At 73.0% G+C, this 16,155-nt stretch carries 12 protein-coding genes; 6 read left to right on the top strand and 6 right to left on the bottom strand.

The genetic code is table 11. The annotated features are described in order from the left end of the window. The 4 genes from ACFXGA_RS34880 to ACFXGA_RS34865 all read right to left on the bottom strand — a co-directional run. A partial coding sequence (locus tag ACFXGA_RS34880; protein ID WP_378095529.1) for a hypothetical protein occupies positions 1-972 on the bottom strand: 972 nt, incomplete at its 3' end. Positions 973-1,107: 135 nt separating this feature from the next. After that, positions 1,108-3,435 (bottom strand): helix-turn-helix domain-containing protein, encoded by a 2,328-nt coding sequence (locus ACFXGA_RS34875; RefSeq protein WP_378095526.1) that lies wholly within the window; start codon positions 3,433-3,435, stop codon positions 1,108-1,110. A gap of 130 nt (positions 3,436-3,565) precedes the next feature. After that, positions 3,566-4,015: a winged helix-turn-helix transcriptional regulator gene (locus ACFXGA_RS34870; protein WP_378095523.1), complete on the bottom strand. Its 450-nt coding sequence runs from the start codon at positions 4,013-4,015 to the stop codon at positions 3,566-3,568. 73 nt (positions 4,016-4,088) lie between these two features. Continuing rightward, complete coding sequence (locus tag ACFXGA_RS34865) at positions 4,089-5,243, bottom strand: AI-2E family transporter (RefSeq protein WP_378095520.1); 1,155 nt, start codon at positions 5,241-5,243, stop codon at positions 4,089-4,091. 228 nt (positions 5,244-5,471) lie between these two features. Here ACFXGA_RS34865 and ACFXGA_RS34860 point away from each other — a divergent pair, with 228 nt between their 5' ends. After that, complete coding sequence (locus ACFXGA_RS34860) at positions 5,472-6,476, top strand: glutathione S-transferase family protein (protein WP_378095532.1); 1,005 nt, start codon at positions 5,472-5,474, stop codon at positions 6,474-6,476. A gap of 192 nt (positions 6,477-6,668) precedes the next feature. Here the strand turns inward: ACFXGA_RS34860 and ACFXGA_RS34855 are convergent, their stop codons facing one another. Continuing rightward, on the bottom strand, positions 6,669-7,361 hold the full coding sequence (locus ACFXGA_RS34855; RefSeq protein WP_378095517.1) for a MerR family transcriptional regulator: 693 nt from the start codon (positions 7,359-7,361) through the stop codon (positions 6,669-6,671). A gap of 111 nt (positions 7,362-7,472) precedes the next feature. Between ACFXGA_RS34855 and ACFXGA_RS34850 the strand changes: the two genes are divergently transcribed. Continuing rightward, positions 7,473-8,681: an erythromycin esterase family protein gene (locus ACFXGA_RS34850; protein WP_378095514.1), complete on the top strand. Its 1,209-nt coding sequence runs from the start codon at positions 7,473-7,475 to the stop codon at positions 8,679-8,681. A 15-nt stretch (positions 8,682-8,696) separates the two neighbouring features. On the opposite strand, the gene ACFXGA_RS34845 is transcribed toward ACFXGA_RS34850, so the two are convergent. Then, positions 8,697-9,755, bottom strand: a complete 1,059-nt coding sequence (locus ACFXGA_RS34845) for a LacI family DNA-binding transcriptional regulator (protein ID WP_378095511.1) — start codon at positions 9,753-9,755, stop codon at positions 8,697-8,699. A gap of 303 nt (positions 9,756-10,058) precedes the next feature. Between ACFXGA_RS34845 and ACFXGA_RS34840 the strand changes: the two genes are divergently transcribed. The 4 genes from ACFXGA_RS34840 (at position 10,059) to ACFXGA_RS34825 (ending at position 16,055) form a co-directional block, all read left to right on the top strand. Then, positions 10,059-12,455, top strand: a complete 2,397-nt coding sequence (locus ACFXGA_RS34840; protein WP_378095508.1) for a glycoside hydrolase family 3 N-terminal domain-containing protein — start codon at positions 10,059-10,061, stop codon at positions 12,453-12,455. Beyond that, positions 12,452-13,441 carry an ABC transporter permease gene (locus tag ACFXGA_RS34835; protein WP_378095505.1) on the top strand — a complete coding sequence of 330 codons (990 nt, stop codon included), beginning with the start codon at positions 12,452-12,454 and terminating at the stop codon, positions 13,439-13,441. The genes ACFXGA_RS34840 and ACFXGA_RS34835 overlap by 4 nt, the downstream gene beginning before the upstream one ends. Continuing rightward, a complete protein-coding gene (locus tag ACFXGA_RS34830; RefSeq protein WP_378095502.1) occupies positions 13,438-14,373 on the top strand; it encodes a carbohydrate ABC transporter permease in 936 nt (311 codons plus the stop codon). Before ACFXGA_RS34835 ends, ACFXGA_RS34830 begins: the two co-directional genes overlap by 4 nt. 86 nt (positions 14,374-14,459) lie before the next feature. Then, positions 14,460-16,055, top strand: a complete 1,596-nt coding sequence (locus ACFXGA_RS34825; protein WP_378095499.1) for an extracellular solute-binding protein — start codon at positions 14,460-14,462, stop codon at positions 16,053-16,055. Positions 16,056-16,155 lie beyond the last annotated feature (100 nt).

Below are 16,155 nucleotides of genomic sequence, written 5' to 3'. Positions count from 1 at the left end.
GCCCACCGCGCCGGGCAGCACGCCGGCCCGCAGGCCGGGGCCGGGCTGGGGGGCGGCGTGCCCGGTCGCCGGCGTGCCGGGACTGCCGACCGCGACCGGGCTCGCCCCGCCGCCGAGGAGCCGCGACCACGGCACCGGCGTCCGCGCGCCCGTCGGCGAGCCGCCCGACACCCCTCCGGTCGGCGGTCCGCCCGTGGACGTCATGGGCGGGGCGGTCGCGGGCGTCGTCGGCGCGGCGGCGGGCGGGATCGCGCCCCGCGCCCCGTCGATCAGCCGGCTGCCGCCCACCAGGCTCGACTCGTAGGTCCGCATCGCGCGCACCGCCTCGGCCTTCCGCTGGTCCGCCGACACCGCGCCGAAGTAGAAGCTGAACCCCGCGCCGCCGACCGCGCCGAACGCCGTGCCGACGCCGGACGTGGTGGTGGCCGGGGTCGGGGCGACCATCGCGGCGAAGTTCGGCAGGGACGTGAACGGCGCGGTGAACGACGACGTGGACATCGTCGGCGCGGTCGGGAGCGCCGGGAGCGCGGGCAGGGGCGGCAGCGCGGACGGGGCCGGGATCGTGGGGAGCGCGGGCAAGGCCGGGGGCGTCGGCACCGTCGTCCCCCCACCGGCCGGCGGGGGCGGCATCATGGCCCTCGCCGCGGCCAGCGCGTCGGCGGCCTCCTGCGCGGCCCGGTGGCCCGCGTGCGCCAGTTCGCCGATCTTCTCCACCCGGTCGGCCAGCGCGCCCAAGCGGTCGGCCGCCTCCCGTGCCGCCTGGCCCTGCCACCCGTCCGGCAGCGCGGCCCGCTGCTCGCGCAACACCTCGGCGTGCGCGTCCAGCGCCTCCCGGTGCCGCGCCCACTCGGTGGCGACCACGCTGACGTCGGCCACGTCCGCGTCCTGCCACAGCATCCGGTACAGCTCCTCGTGGCTGTACGCCTCCCAGTTCACGACGCCCGCCGTCGGCGTCGGGTCTTCGTTCGACACCCCGCGATCCCCCTCCCGGACCTGTCACGTCACCGGCCCGGCCCATGCTGGCCAGGCGGGGGCACGACGGACAGGCCACCGGGAGGCCATCTGTGGCCGGTGGCGTTGAGCAGGGCGAACGCGCGCGGTGACCGGTCAGGTCGTCCGGCGGTGGACCTCGGTCAGGTGGTCTTGGAGGCGGGCGTGGCGGAACTGGTAGACCGCGCCCGCCCGCCGCAGCACGCCCCGCCGGTACGCGTCGTCCAGGAACGCGTGCACGGCCCACGGCAGCCGGCCGGTCAACGGCAGCCAGAAGCGGGCGAACACCACCCACTGCCCCCACGCGGTCATGCTGAGCAGGTAGGCGACCCCGCCGCCGAACCCGCCCACGAGCCCCAGCGCGAGCCCGGCGAGCGCGGGCCAGGTCAGGGTGAGGCCGAACGGCCCGCCGCCGGGCAGCGACATCAACGCCGTGGTGATCAGCCACGTCGCCCCGGTGAAGAACACCGCGAACAGCGGCGCGAACAGCAGCATCTGGACGAGCACGGTCCGCCGGTTGGCCCGCAGCAGGCCGGCCGGGCTCGCCGCCGAACGGAGGTCCTGCGGCGACTCCCCCGCCGCGATCAGCCCGAACGCGAGCGCCGCGCCGGCGCCGAACACCACCGTGAACACGCCCGAGTCCACGAGGACCATCGTCGGCGTGATCTCGCGCCCCACGGCCAGCAGCTTCACCAGGTCCATCACGACGCCGTAGACCAGGCCGACCAGCGCGCCGAACCACAGCCCCATCCGGGCCCTCGACCGCACGCGCGGCCAGCGCGTCCCGCCGCCCGCCGACCACCGCCACCGCAGCCGGAAGCGCGTCGGCCGCACCGGCTGCACCCGCGCCAGGTGCCCGTGCACCAGGCCGAACGGGACGCCGACGATCAGCCCCACCAGGGCGCTCAGGCCCACCAGCTCGGCGCTGACCTCCCCGATCAGCAGGCCCTCGATGACGACGTCGCCCAGGCCCACGACGACGAAGACCACCAGCGAGACCACCACCGCCCTGACCCACCGGCTCGACGACGTGCCGAGCTGCCACCAGGCCAGGTCGTGGGTGCCGAGCCGGCTCAGGTGGTCGGCGAGGTGGCCGAGCCAGTGCCGGACGCGCTCGACGTCGTGGCCCCGGCCGCCCCGGTGCTCCCGGTACACCGCCGGCACGAACCCGCCGAGCAGGTGCCGCTCGATCGCGCCCGGTGCGGCGAACCGGTCGGCGTCGAGCAGTTCCGCCGGGTCGTGGCCCGGGGTGTCGCTGTAGATCCGGCGCGCGAGCGCCACCATCAACGGGGTGGTCAGCACGGCGGCGAGGGGACCGCCCGGCCGGGCCCGCACCTCGTCCAGGACGGGCTGCCACAGGGCGCCCGCGCCGCCGGCCCTCCCGGTGGTCCGGGGCAGGTAGTCGGCCACGTCGTCCGCGGTCAGGTCGACCAGCTCCACCGCGCCCGCCGCGCGCAGCACGCCGGTCGCCTCCACCGCCGCCCGGTACTCGTCCACCCGGCTGGTCAGCAGCAGCGGCAGGGTGGTGGCGTTCAACGCGGCCAGCGCGGACCGGCGCAGACCGCCCGCCACCTCGTCGAACCCGTCCAGCACGGGCAGCACGCGGTGGGCGTCCACCAGGGCGGCGGCCAGGGTCGCGCCGCCGGGACCGGGCGCGGCGAGGCCCGGGTGGTCGCGCACGAGCTGGTCGGCCAGCCAGTCCCGCAGCTCCACGCGGTCCGGGTGCCACGAGCCGAGGCTGAAGATCACCGGCACCGGGTCGGCCGGGGCCCGCACGGCGAGCAGGTCCAGCACGAACCGGGTGGTGAGGATCGTCTTGCCCGCGCCCGCCCGGCCGAGCACGATCAGCCGCGACGACGGGATCCGCCGGTAGACCTCCACGACCTGGTCGAGCCGCCCGCCCAGGTCGAGCGGGCGCGCGGGCTGCCCCGGCTTCGCGACCCGGATGTTGGCCCAGCTGTCCCGCAGCGCGTCGGGCGCGGGCCGCCAGCGGACCGGCAGCGGCACCGGGTCGTGCACCTGCTGCTGCTCCTCCTCGCGCCGCCACCGGGCGTGCACGGCGTAGGCGAGCGCGTCGGTCGCCTCGACCAGCGGGTCCGCGCCGAGCGCCGGCGCGGGCGGGGCCAGGACCACACCACCGCCGTGCCCGGCGGGTCCGAGGACGCCGCCGCTCGACGGCACGTCACCGGCCGGGACGTCGTCGGCGGGCTCGTCCGCCGGCTCGGCGTGCCCGGCGGCGGTGAACAGCTCGGCGCGCTCCGCGCCGTTCAGGCGCAACGCGTCGGCCAGCAGCCGGACCGTGCGCACCTGCGGGTTGCCCCGGTCGCCGGTCTCCAGCCCGCGGACGGTGCGGACGCCGAGCCCGGCCCGTTCGGCCAGGTCGTCCTGGCTCAACCCGGCCCGCTGCCGCCACCGCCGCAGCAGCCCGCCGAACCGGCTCGTCACTACCGCCCCCCACCGCCACGCACGTTCGAGCACACGCCCCGTCATCGACCGGACGCGCTTCGTCCACGTTCCGTGATCGAATCCTAGCCACGACGGGTTACCCGGCGGTACCGGCGGCCGGGGCGTGACGTCAGGTCGCGCCGTTCGACCGCCTGACCACCGCCGTGGGCTCGACCTGCCGCTCGCAGCAGTCGCAGACCAGGCGCGTGCGCACGGTCCCGCCGCAGCCCACGTGCTCGGCCACGGCCGGCGGGCCGGTCGGCGTCGGCATGTGCCGGTCGCCCCACGCCATGAGCGCCAGCACCACCGGGGTCAGCTCCCTCCCCCGGGCGGTGAGCAGGTACTCGTGGCGCGGCGGCCGGTCCTGGTACTGCACGCGCTCCAGCACGCCGCACTCGACCAGGCCGTTGAGGCGGTCGCTGAGCACGTTGCGCGCGATCGGCATCCGGTTGAGGAACCCGTCGAACCGGGTCACGCCCGAGAGGGCGTCGCGCACGATCAACAACGTCCAGCGCTCGCCGACGACCTCCAGCGCACGCGCGATGGAGCAGACCTGGCCGTCGTAAGTGCGTCGGAGCATCCGCGCATGATAACCGTGGGTTTCATGAGGAAACCCACTTGAGCGCCGCCCGGTCGCGATCGCCGCGCCGACCTCAGTCCCGCGCGGCGTGCCGGTCCGGGCCGGGGTCCGGGTCGTCCGGCAGGTCCGCCGCGGCGGGTCGCGCCGCGGACTGCCGGTCCACGACCTCGCCCAGGTACCGCAGCACGACCGCGACCGTGGCCACGACCGGGACGGCGAGGAACGCGCCCGCGATGCCGTAGATGGTGCTGCCGGCCGTCACCGCGAGCAGCACGACGGCGGCGTGCAGGCGCAGGCTGCGGGACTGGAGGATCGGCTGGAGCACGTTGCCCTCGATCTGCTGCACCGCCACCACGACCACCAGCATGATGATCGCCGTGGTCAGCCCGTTGCTGACCAGCGCGACGAGCACGGCCAGCGCGCCGGCGACGAACGCGCCCACGATCGGCACGAAACCGCCGAGGAACGTCAGCGCCGCCAGCGGCACGGCCAGCGGCACGCCGAGCAGCACCAGGCCGAGGCCGATCAGCACGGCGTCCACCAGGCTCACGATCGCCTGGGTGCGGATGAAGTCGCCCAACGTGGTCCAGACGCGTTCCAGCACGACGGTGACGTGCCCGCCCGCGCGCTCGCCGATCACGCCGCGCAGCCACGGCGTGAACCGCGGGCCGTCCTTGACGAACAGGAACGCCAGCAGCAGCGCCAGGACGCCCGTGACGATGCCGGAGGTCACCGTGCCGACGCCGGTGATCAGGCCGTTCGCGATCGAGCCGACGCTGGACTGGAGCTGGTTGACGCCCTGCTCCAGCAGCGCGTCGGTGTCGCCCGCGGCGAGGTTGAGCGGCGGGCCCGAAGCCCAGTCCAGCGCCTGCTGGAGCGCGCGGGTGGCGCTGTCCGCGATCTGCGGCACGCCGGACGCGATCGACGTCGAGATCAACGCCACCACGCCGCCGAGCACGGCCAGTCCCCCGACCAGCACGATCGTCGCGGCGAGCGCGGGCGGCACCCCGCGCGAGCGCAGCCAGCGGGCGGGCGGCCACAGCACGGTCGTGATCAGCAGGCCGAGCAGGACCGGCATCACCACCACCCACAGCCTGCCGATCAGCATCCACAGCAGCACGACCCCCAGCGCGACCAGCACCAGGCGCGTGCTCCACCGCGCCAGCCAGGTCACTGCGTGCCCGATGGCCTCACCGCGATCGGTCCAGCGGCGGTCTCCTGCGCTCACGTCTCCCCATCCCTCCGACGCCCTGTGCGGCAGCCTGCCAGAACCGGGCCCGCCGGCGCGTCCGCCCCGCCCCGGCCCGCGGCCCGGGCCAGGGGAATCCCCGGGTTGTGCCGGAGCCCGTCCCCTACGGGAGGCCGGGGCGTGGTGGGCGACGTAGGCTCACCAACCGTGAGCGAGACTTCGGCGGCCGCGGTCGGTGACGAGCGGGACGAGCACCGGCGGGGCGGGGTGTACTCCGTCAAGGGCAAGGAGTACGAGCGCGACACCCGGTACATCACGACCCGGATCACGGTGGACGGGGAGGACGGGTTCCCGGTCGAGCCGGGGCGGTACCGGCTGGTCGCGGCCCGGGCCTGCCCCTGGGCCAACCGGTCGATCATCGTGCGGCGGCTGCTCGGGCTGGAGGACGCGATCTCCCTCGGGCTGCCCGGTCCGACGCACGACGAGCGGTCGTGGACGTTCGACCTCGACCCCGGCGGGCGCGACCCGGTGCTGGGCATCGAGCGCCTCCAGGAGGCGTACTTCACGCGCGACCCCGAGTACCCGCGCGGCATCACGGTGCCGGCCATCGTCGACACCACGACCGGCGCGGTGGTGACCAACGACTTCGCGCAGATCACGCTCGACCTGTCCACGCAGTGGCGCGCGTACCACCGCGACGGCGCGCCGGACCTGCTGCCCGAGCGGCACCGCGACGAGATCGACGAGGTCAACCGGCGGGTCTTCACCGAGGTCAACAACGGTGTCTACCGGTGCGGGTTCGCCGGGTCGCAGGAGGCTTACGACGAGGCGTACGCGCGGCTGTGGACCGCGCTGGACTGGCTGGAGGACCGGCTGCGGGACCGGCGCTACCTCGTCGGCGACACGATCACCGAGGCGGACGTGCGCCTGTTCACCACGCTGGTCCGCTTCGACCCCGTCTACCACGGCCACTTCAAGTGCAACCGGCAGAAGCTGGCGGAGATGCCGGTGCTGTGGGCCTACGCCCGCGACCTGTTCCAGACGCCCGGCTTCGGCGACACGGTGGACTTCGCGCAGATCAAGCGGCACTACTACGTCGTCCACAAGGACATCAACCCGAGCGGGATCGTGCCGGCCGGGCCGGACCTGTCCGGCTGGGTCACGCCGCACGGCCGGGAGGCGCTGGGCGGCCGTCCGTTCGGCGACGGCACGCCGCCCGGCCCGGTCCGCGAGGGGGAACGGGTCGACCCGGCCCACACGCCGCTGCGGTGAGCCGCGCGTCCGGTGGGGGCCGGCGCCGGACGTGAGCGCGTTCGCCCACCCACGTCCGCTCGCCGGCACCGGACGTCCCGGGGTGGGCGCGTGGCCCACTACGGCTCGGTCGCCGAGGTCCACCCCGGCCGGTCCCGGGGCGAGGGCGTTGCCCGCTCCCGACGCGAGTCGAGGGCTCCCGCGGTCGCCTGCCTACGTCGGGAGCGAGCGCAGGTAGGCGTCGAGTTGGGCCGCGCCCGCGAGGAGTGCCCGGCCGCGGTCGGCGAGGCGTTGTCGCCAGGAGTCCAGGAAGGCGGACAGCTCCCGCGGCCCGCCCGCCTCGCGCAGCGACGCCAGGAACCGGCTGACCTGGGCCAGCGGGTAGCCGCCCCGGCGCAGTTGGCGCGCGATCTCCGCGTCGCGGACGGCCTCCGGGCCGTACTCGCGGTGGCCGGTGGCGGGGTCGCGGTCCGGGCGCAGGACGCCCTCGACCTCCCACGTGCGCAGCGTCGCCGGGTGCACGCCGAGCCGCCGGGCGAGTTCGCCCACGGTCCACGGCCGGCCGGGGACGGGCGCGGGCACGGTGGTGGCCGGCGCGTCCAGAGCCGTCGCGACCTCGGCGTGGGTCCGGCGCTCGGCCGCCAGCTCGACGTGCGCGGCGTCGAGGAGCCGGTAGGCCGAATCCGTGTCGCCCCGGTTGACCGCGCGCATGATCTCCACCGCCCGCCGGTGGCCGTGGCCCGCGCGCAGCGCGAGGAAGGCACGCAGGGCTTGCGCGTGCCGGGGCGTGTAGCGGCGGTAGCCGGACCCGGTGCGGTCGGTCGGCGGGAAGACGCCCGCGTCCTCGTAGTTGCGGACCGCCTGCGCGGACAGCCCGTGCTCGCGCGCGAGGTCGACCGGTCGCAACGGCACCCCCTTTGAGACTTCAACCCCGAACACCCAGGTGGTCTTCGCCGGAGTTTCACCCGAGTCTTCAACGATAGCGTCGAAGGCAGTGCTTCCCCGGAAGGAGTGGTCATGTCCACCGCCCTGCGCGCCCTCGGCCGCGAACTCGACGGCCCCGCGGGACTGGGCCGCGCCCTCGACCAACTGCTCGCCGCGCGCCCCGCGCCGCCGGCCGTGTTCGCCCTCGGCGAGCCCACGCACGGGATCGAAGCCTTCCCGTTGCTGCGCAACGAGGTCCTCGCCCACCTCGCCGAACGCGGGTACCGGTCGGTCGTGCTGGAGACCGACCACTTCACCGCGCCCGTCGTGGACGACTACGTGAACGGCGGTGAAGGCGACCTCGACGAGGTGCTGGCGACCGGGTTCAGCCACCGCTTCGGCGCGGTCCCGGGCAACCGCGAGCTGGTCGAGTGGCTGCGCGCGTTCAACGCCGACCGCGCGCCGGAGGACCGGGTGCGCTTCCACGGGTTCGACGCGCCGTTGGAGACGGCCGCCGCGCCCAGCCCGCGCCACGCGCTCACCTCCGTGCTCACCGCCCTGCCCGAGGCGCTGCGCCCGGCTTCCGCCCGCGACCTCGACGCGTTGCTCGGCGACGACGCGGAGTGGACCGACGAGGCGGCCATGTACGACCCGGCGGCGTCCATCGGCGGCTCCGACCGCGTCCGCGCGCTGCGCATCGCGGCCGACGACCTGGCCAGCGCCCTGCGCCGGGCCGCGCCCGCCCTGACCGCCGACCCGGCGGTCTACCCGGACCTGCCGGCCCACGCGCGCACCGCCCAGGGCCTGCTGCGCTACCACGCGGCGATGGCCACGCCCGGCCCCGACCGCATCGCGACCCTGCTCAGCCTGCGGGCGGAGATGATGGCCGACAACCTCCTCGCCGTCCTCGCGCGGGAGCAGCACCGGGGACCGAGCCTGGTGTTCGCGCACAACGTCCACCTGCAACGCACCACGTCCCACATGTCCTTCGGGGAGCACGAGGCGAGCTGGGCGAGCGCCGGCGCGCTCGTCGCCCTCACGCTCGGCGAGCGCTACCTGTTCGTGGCCACCGACGCGAACCCGCGCAGCGCGCCCGGAACCCTCCAGGGGGAGCTGGCGCGGGCCACCACCCGCCGGGCCCTGTTCCCCGCCGGGGACCTGCGCGCCGCGCTCCCCCCGACCACCCGCAAGGGCGACCCGATCGTGCCCGGTCACCTGCCGCTGGCCCTCTCGGACCTGGCGGGCGCGGACGCGGTGGTCTTCGTGGCCGACACCGACGGGCGACGTCACCAGTACTGGTGACGCCCCGGGCCGTCCCTAGGCGAGGCGCGGCGGGCAGGTGCTCTCCCGCACCACGAGTTCCGTCGCGAGGTCTATCCGCTCGTTCGGCGGCCGCTCGCCGCGCGCCAGGCTGAACACCATCTGCGCCGCCGTGCTCGCCATCTCGCGCAACGGCTGCCGCACGGTGGTGAGCTGGGGCCCGATCCACTCCGTGACCGACAGGTCGTCGTAGCCGACGATCGACAGGTCGTCCGGGATCGTCAGGCCGAGTTCACGGGCCGCCCGCATCACGCCGAGCGCCTGGAAGTCCGAGCCGGCGAAGATGGCGGTCGGCCGGTCCGGGCGGCGGAGCAGGTCCATGCCGTGGCTGTACCCGCCTTGGACGTAGAAGTCGCCGTAGCGCACGTAGTCGGGATCGACGACCACGTCCGCGGCCTCCAGCGCGCTGCGGTACCCGTCGACCCGCGCGCGGCTGCACAACATGGTCGTCGGCCCGGAGATGACCGCGATCCGGCGGTGCCCCAAGGAGAGCAGGTGCCGGGTCGCGGCCAGGCCGCCCGCCCAGTTGGCCGAGCCGACCGTCGGCACGCCGGGCGGCGGCTCGCCGGCGGTGTCCACGAACACGAACGGGATGTTGCGGGTGATCAGCTGACGCCGCTGCTCCGCGTCCAGCCCGGCCAGCACCAGGATCACGCCGAGCGGCCGGCGGGCCAGCAGGTCGTCGAACCACTCCCGGCGGGGCCGGTGCTCGCCGCCGAGTTCCGACAGCACGACGGCGGCGCGCTCGTTGGCGGCCGCCAGCTCCACGCCGCGGATGATCTCCGTCGACCACGCCGAGTGCATCTCGTGGAACACCAGGTCGATGAGCGCCGGCCGGGAGGACTGGCGCGCTCGTCGTCGCCGGTACCGGTGCTGTTCGATGATGCTCTCGACGCGTGCGCGGGTGTCGGGCGCGACGTCCGGCCGTCCGTTGAGGACCTTGGAGACGGTCGGGATCGACACGCCCGCCTCGGCCGCGATGGACGAGATCGAGGCCGCGCCCTTGACCGTCTTCTCCGGCTCCGTGCCGGCGTCCCGCTCGATCGACGAACTCATGCCGCCCCCTGTTCGCGTCACCGCTCCGCGCCCGCACGCCGGTTCTAAAGTTTCGACCGTTGAGCGTAAAGGTTCGACCTTTCGACCACCAGCATTTCGCCTCTTTCCGTCGATCTCCGGCGAGATTGGTCCAGTCAAACAAGGGCCTGTTCACACCTGTGAACTGCGAAGACACGGGAAGGACACGGACTGTTGACGTCTTGCGGAGATCCTCCTACGGTTCCCCCACCAGATCGGCATGTCGGAAAGTACATCGATACTTTCGGTCTTCACGAGCGCGTGAGCGGGGGTACCTGGTCGATGATGAACAGGACGACGGAAGTCGCGGCGACGCCGGCGGGCGACGCCGACCCGACTGCCGCCGACCAGCCGGACGCGGTGTGGCGGGACGTGGACCTGCCCGTCGCCGACCGGGTCGAGGCGCTCGTCGGCGCCATGACGCTGGAGGAGAAGCTCGCCCAGCTCGTCGGCGTCTGGGTCGGCGCGGACCCCTCCGGCGCGGGCGTCGCACCGCACCAGCACGACATGACCGCCGAGCCCGTGGTCTGGGAGGACGTCATCGCCTCCGGCCTCGGCCAGCTCACCCGCCCGTTCGGCACCCGCCCGGTGGACCCGGTGGCGGGCGCCCGCTCGCTCGCCGCGTCCCAGCGCCAGGTGGTCGCCGCCAACCGGTTCGGCATCCCGGCCCTGGTGCACGAGGAATGCCTCACCGGGTTCGCGGCCTGGCAGGCGACCGCGTACCCCGCGCCGCTGTCGTGGGGCGCGTCCTTCGACCCCGAGCTGGTCACGCGGATGTCCGGCCTGATCGGCGCGTCGATGCGCGCCGCGGGCGTGCACCAGGGCCTCGCGCCCGTCCTCGACGTCACCCGCGACTACCGCTGGGGCCGCACCGAGGAGACCATCGGCGAGGACCCGTACCTCGTCGGCACGGTGGCCACCGCCTACGTGCGCGGCCTGGAGCAATCCGGGATCGTCGCCACGCTCAAGCACTTCGCCGGCTACTCGGCCTCCCGCGCGGGGCGCAACCTCGCCCCCGTCGCCATCGGGCCGCGCGAGTTCGCCGACGTCGTGCTGCCGCCGTTCGAGATGGCCGTCCGCGACGGCGGCGTGCGGTCGGTCATGCACTCCTACACCGAGGTCGACGGCGTGCCGTCGGCGGCCGACCCGGCGCTGCTCACCACGCTGCTGCGCGACACGTGGGGCTTCGACGGCACGGTCGTCGCCGACTACTTCGCGGTGAAGTTCCTGCAGAGCCTGCACGGGGTCGCCGAGGACGAGGCGCACGCCGCCGCGCTGGCCCTGACCGCGGGCGTGGACGTGGAGCTGCCGACCGTGCGCTGCTACGGCGCGCCGCTGCTGGACGCGGTCCGGCGCGGCGACGTGGACGAGGCGCTGGTCGACCGCGCGTTGCGCCGGGTGCTGCGGCAGAAGGTGGAACTCGGGCTGCTCGACCCCGACTGGACCGCCCTGCCGGACGGCGCCGACGAGCTGCGGCTGGACTCCCCCGAGGCGCAGGACGTCGCGCTGCGCCTGGCGCGGGAGTCCGTGGTGCTGCTGGCCAACGACGGCGTGCTGCCGCTGCGGCCGGGCGTCCGGCTCGCCGTGGTCGGCCCGCTCGCGGACGACCCGATGGCGATGCTGGGCTGCTACTCCTTCCCCGCGCACATCGGCGTGCACCACCCGGACGCCGGGCTGGGCCTGGAGATCCCCACCGTGCTGGCCGCGCTGCGCGACGCGGTGGGCGGGCCGGTGGCGCACGCCAAGGGCTGCGAGGTCTCCGCCGAGCCCGGCCCGGACGACATCGCCGCGGCGGTGGCCGCGGCGGCCGACGCCGACGTGTGCGTGGTCGCCGTCGGGGACCTGGCGGGGTTGTTCGGCCGGGGCACCTCGGGCGAGGGCTGCGACGCCACGGACCTGCGGCTGCCCGGCGCGCAGGCGGACCTGGTCCGCGCGGTCCTCGCGACCGGCACACCCGTGGTGCTGCTGCTGATCACCGGCCGGCCCTACGCGATCGGCGACCTGGCCGAGGGCGCGGCGGCGGTCGTGCAGACCTTCTTCCCCGGCCAGCTCGGCGGCCGGGCCATCGCCGACGTGCTGACCGGCGCGGTGGCGCCGTCGGGCCGGCTGCCCGTCGGCATCCCGGCCGACCCCTCCGGCCAGCCCGGCACCTACCTGTCCGCACCGCTCGGCCGGCGGACCGAAGTGTCCAACGTGGACCCGACGCCGGTGTTCCCGTTCGGCCACGGCCTCGGGTACGACGCGTTCACGTGGTCGCCCGTGCGCGTCCTCGGGGCGGCCGACGGCACGTGGAGCACCGACGGCGAGGTCGAGCTGGAACTCGACGTGCGCAACCCCGGCGAGCGCCCCGGAGCCGACGTCGTGCAGCTCTACCTGCACGATCCCGTCGCCCAGGTGACCCGCCCGGTCGTGCGGCTCGTCGGCTACGCGCGCGTCGAGCTGGCCGGCGGCGCGTCGGCCCGCGTCCGCCTGCGCGTCCCGGCGGACGTCACGTCGTTCACCGGCCGCGAGGGGCGGCGCGTGGTGGAGCCGGGCGCGGTCCAGTTGCGGGTGTCCCGGTCGAGCGCGGACGTGCACGAAGCGGTCGACCTGCGACTCGTCGGCCCGCTGCGCGAAGTGGACCACACTCGGCGTTGGCTCACCGCCGTGTCGGTCACCCACGAGGAGGTGGAGCGAGCATGACCGCCCAGGTGCACGAGCCGGCGTCCGCCGCCACGCCGGACCAGCCCCGCAAACCGCCGAAGGCGGGGAAACCGCCGAGCTACCGGATCACCTGGCGCAAGGCGTTCAAGCGCGACTGGCAGCTCTACACGCTCGCCATCCTGCCGCTGGTGTTCTTCCTGGTCTTCCGCTACGCGCCGATGCTCGGCAACGTCATCGCGTTCCGCAAGTTCGTGCCGGGCGGCAGCATCTACGGCGAGACGTGGGTCGGCCTGCGCTACGTCAAGATGTTCATCAACGACCCGAACTTCTGGGAGGTCTTCGGCAACACGATGGCGCTCGGCGCGCTGTCGCTGCTGTTCACCTTCCCGCTGCCGATCGTGCTCGCGCTGCTGCTCAACGAGGTCCGGTCGCGCTACTTCAAGCGGTTCGTGCAGACGGTCTCCTACCTGCCGCACTTCCTGTCGATCGTGATCGTCGCGGGCATGGTCATGCAGCTCGTGTCGCTGGAGGGCACGGTCAACCAGATCGTGCGGGCGTTCGGCGGCGACGCGGTCTCGTTCATCCAGGAACCGGGCTGGTTCCGCACCATCTACGTCTCGTCCGAGGTGTGGCAGACCGTCGGCTGGGGCACGATCCTCTACCTGGCCGCGCTGACCACGATCGACTCGCAGCTCTACGAGGCGGCCCGGATCGACGGCGCGAACCGGTGGCAGCAGACCTGGCACGTGACGCTGCCCGGCATCCGGCCGACGATGATCACCCTGCTGATCCTCAACATCGGCACCTTCATGGCGGTCGGGTTCGAGAAGGTCCTGCTGCTCTACAACCCGCTGACCTACCCCACCGCGGACGTCGTCTCGACCTACCTCTACCGGGTCGGCCTGGTGTCCAACAACTTCAGCTACGCCGCCGCGATCGGCCTGTTCGAGTCGATCATCGGCCTGACCCTGATCCTGTCCGCCAACGCGATCTCGCGCCGAGCAGTGGGGACGAGCCTGTGGTGACCACCGACCCCACCCGCGTCCTGGACCGCCTCGACAAGCCCGTCGGCAGCCGCCGGATCTCGCTGGACGACTCGCGCGGCTACCGGGTCTTCCGGGTCGTGAACACGATCGTGCTGCTCGGCGTGGTCGCGGTGACGCTGTACCCGTTCGTCAACATCGTGGCGCAGTCGTTCAGCAGCGAGGTCTACATCCGCACCGGCCAGGTGAACCTCGTGCCGCGCGGGTTCAACCTCGACACCTACAAGCTCGTCGCGTCCGACCCGGCGTTCTGGAACAGCTACCTCAACACCGTCGTCTACACCGTGACGGCGACCGCGATCTCCATCGTGCTCACCACGATCTACGCGTACGTGCTGTCCAAGCACCGCCTCAAGGGCCGCGGCCTGCTGGTCGGCGTCGCGGTGTTCACGATGTTCTTCAACGGCGGCCTGATCCCGAACTACGTGCTGGTGAACGGCCTCGGCATGACCAACACGATCTGGGCGATCGTGCTGCCGAACGCGATCAGCGTGTTCAACCTGCTGGTGATGAAGGCGTTCTTCGAGAGCCTGCCGGCGGAGCTGGAGGAGGCCGCCGCGATCGACGGCCTGAACACCTACGGCATCCTGCTGCGGATCGTGCTGCCGCTGTCGAAGGCCGTGCTCGCCACGATGATCCTGTTCTACGCGGTGGCGAACTGGAACTCGTGGTTCCAGGCGTTCCTGTACCTCGACCGGTCCGACCTGTTCCCGGTCACCGTGTACCTGCGCAACATGATCGCCGGCGCCACGTCGGCGACGTCGGTCGGCGCCGTGGAGACGAACGCGGTCGCCATCTCCGCCAACATCAAAGCCGTGACGATGGTGCTCACCGTGCTGCCCATCGTCGTGGTCTACCCCTTCATCCAGCGCTATTTCGTGTCGGGCGTGATGCTCGGCGCGGTCAAGCAGTAGCGCGTCCGCTTGAGTTGACGACGGTGTCAATCACCTGAGGAGAGAGCACGATGCGAACGACATGGAAGCGCAGGCTTCTGACTCTCGTGGCAGGCAGCCTCGTGGTCGGCCTGGCGGCGTGCAGCGACGAGGGCGCGGACGCGGGCGGGGGCGTGGACCTCGAGGGCAAGAAGACCGCGTCGATGGCCGACTACAAGGCGGGCACGCAGTTCAAGGCGAGCGAGCCGCTGGACGTCAGCCTGCTCTACCTCGACCAGTCGCACTACCCGATCAAGGACGACTGGCTGCTGTGGAAGGAGATCACCGCGCGGACCAACGTCACGATCAAGCCCACGGTCGTGCCGTACAGCGACTACGACCAGAAGCGCGGTCTGCTGATCAGCTCGGGTGACGCGCCGACGATCATCTCCAAGACCTACCCGGGCCAGGAGGAGCAGTTCGTGTCCTCCGGCGCGATCCTGCCGGTGAGCGACTACCTCGACCTCATGCCGCACTTCAAGGACAAGGTCGAGAGGTGGAAGCTCCAGCCGGAGCTGAACACGCTGCGGCAGGAGGACGGCAAGTTCTACGTGCTGCCGGGCATGCACGAGAAGATCTGGCAGGACTACACGCTCGCGTTCCGCACCGACGAGCTGAAGCGGCTGAACCTGGAGACGCCGAAGAACTGGGACGAGGTCTACACCGTCCTCAAGGCGATCAAGGCGGCGAACCCGGACAGCTACCCCCTGTCGGACCGGTTCGAGGGCAAGTCGATCCTCAACTACGCGGGCCAGACCTTCGGCACGCAGGCCGGTTGGGGCTACGTCAAGAACACGATCTGGAACGCGTCCGCGCAGAAGTACGAGTTCACCGGCGCGACCCCGGAGTACAAGCAGCTCATCGAGTACTTCCGCAAGCTCGTCGCGGAAGGGCTGATGGACCCCGAGAGCTTCACGCAGAAGGACGACGCGGCGATCCAGAAGTTCGCCAGCGGCAAGTCCTTCGCGATCAGCAGCAACGCGCAGAACATCGTCAACGACTACCGGCCGAACATCTCCAAGATCCCCGGCGCGACCGTGGCGAAGATCCCGCTGCCCGCCGGCCCGAAGGGCGACGTCATCCGCGGCTCGCGCCTGGAGAGCGGCCTGATGGTCTCGGCGAAGGCGGTCGAGAGCGACAAGTTCGTGGCGACGATGCAGTTCATCGACTGGCTCTGGTACTCCGACGAGGCCCAGGAGTTCACCAAGTGGGGCGTGCTGGGCACGACCTACGACAAGGACGCGTCGGGCAAGCGCACCCTCAAGCCCGAGATCGCGTTCGGCGGCATGAACGTCGGCGCGCCGAAGAACCTCCAGCGCGACTTCGGCTTCCAGGGCGGTGTCTTCTACTACGGCGGCGCGACCGAGCTGCTCCAGTCGATGTTCACCGAGGAAGAGGTCGCGTTCCAGAAGACCATGGCCGACAAGAAGGTCGAGCCGCTGCCGCCGCCCGCGCCGCTGAACGAGGAGGAGCGCGAGCGCGCCGCGCTGCTGGAGAGCCCGCTCAAGGACCTCGTGACGCAGTCCACGCTGCAGTTCATCCTCGGTCAGCGCGACATCTCCACGTGGGACGCCTACGTGAAGGAGTTGGAGGCCAAGGGCTCGAACGACCTGGTCGAGCTGGTCAACGGCGCGTACAAGCGCTACAAGGAGAAGAACGGCTGAGTGTGACGGCCGCTGCTCCGCAGACGGCGGCCAGGTCGCCGGGAAGTCGGCCGTCCACGGCTGAGTCCCACGGCCGCTGCTCCGCAGACGGCGGCCAGGT

Source organism: Actinosynnema sp. NPDC059335 (genome assembly GCF_042752395.1).
GTDB lineage: Bacteria > Actinomycetota > Actinomycetes > Mycobacteriales > Pseudonocardiaceae > Actinosynnema.
This window is presented reverse-complemented; position numbering and strand designations above follow the sequence as displayed.

Coding starts and splice junctions, on each gene's coding strand:
- ACFXGA_RS34870 (WP_378095523.1), bottom strand. CDS start 4,015: ATGCTCCGACGCACTTACGACGGCCAGGTCTGCTCCATCGCGCGTGCG.
- ACFXGA_RS34850 (WP_378095514.1), top strand. CDS start 7,473: ATGTCCACCGCCCTGCGCGCCCTCGGCCGCGAACTCGACGGCCCCGCG.
- ACFXGA_RS34845 (WP_378095511.1), bottom strand. CDS start 9,755: ATGAGTTCGTCGATCGAGCGGGACGCCGGCACGGAGCCGGAGAAGACG.
- ACFXGA_RS34835 (WP_378095505.1), top strand. CDS start 12,452: ATGACCGCCCAGGTGCACGAGCCGGCGTCCGCCGCCACGCCGGACCAG.
- ACFXGA_RS34840 (WP_378095508.1), top strand. CDS start 10,059: ATGAACAGGACGACGGAAGTCGCGGCGACGCCGGCGGGCGACGCCGAC.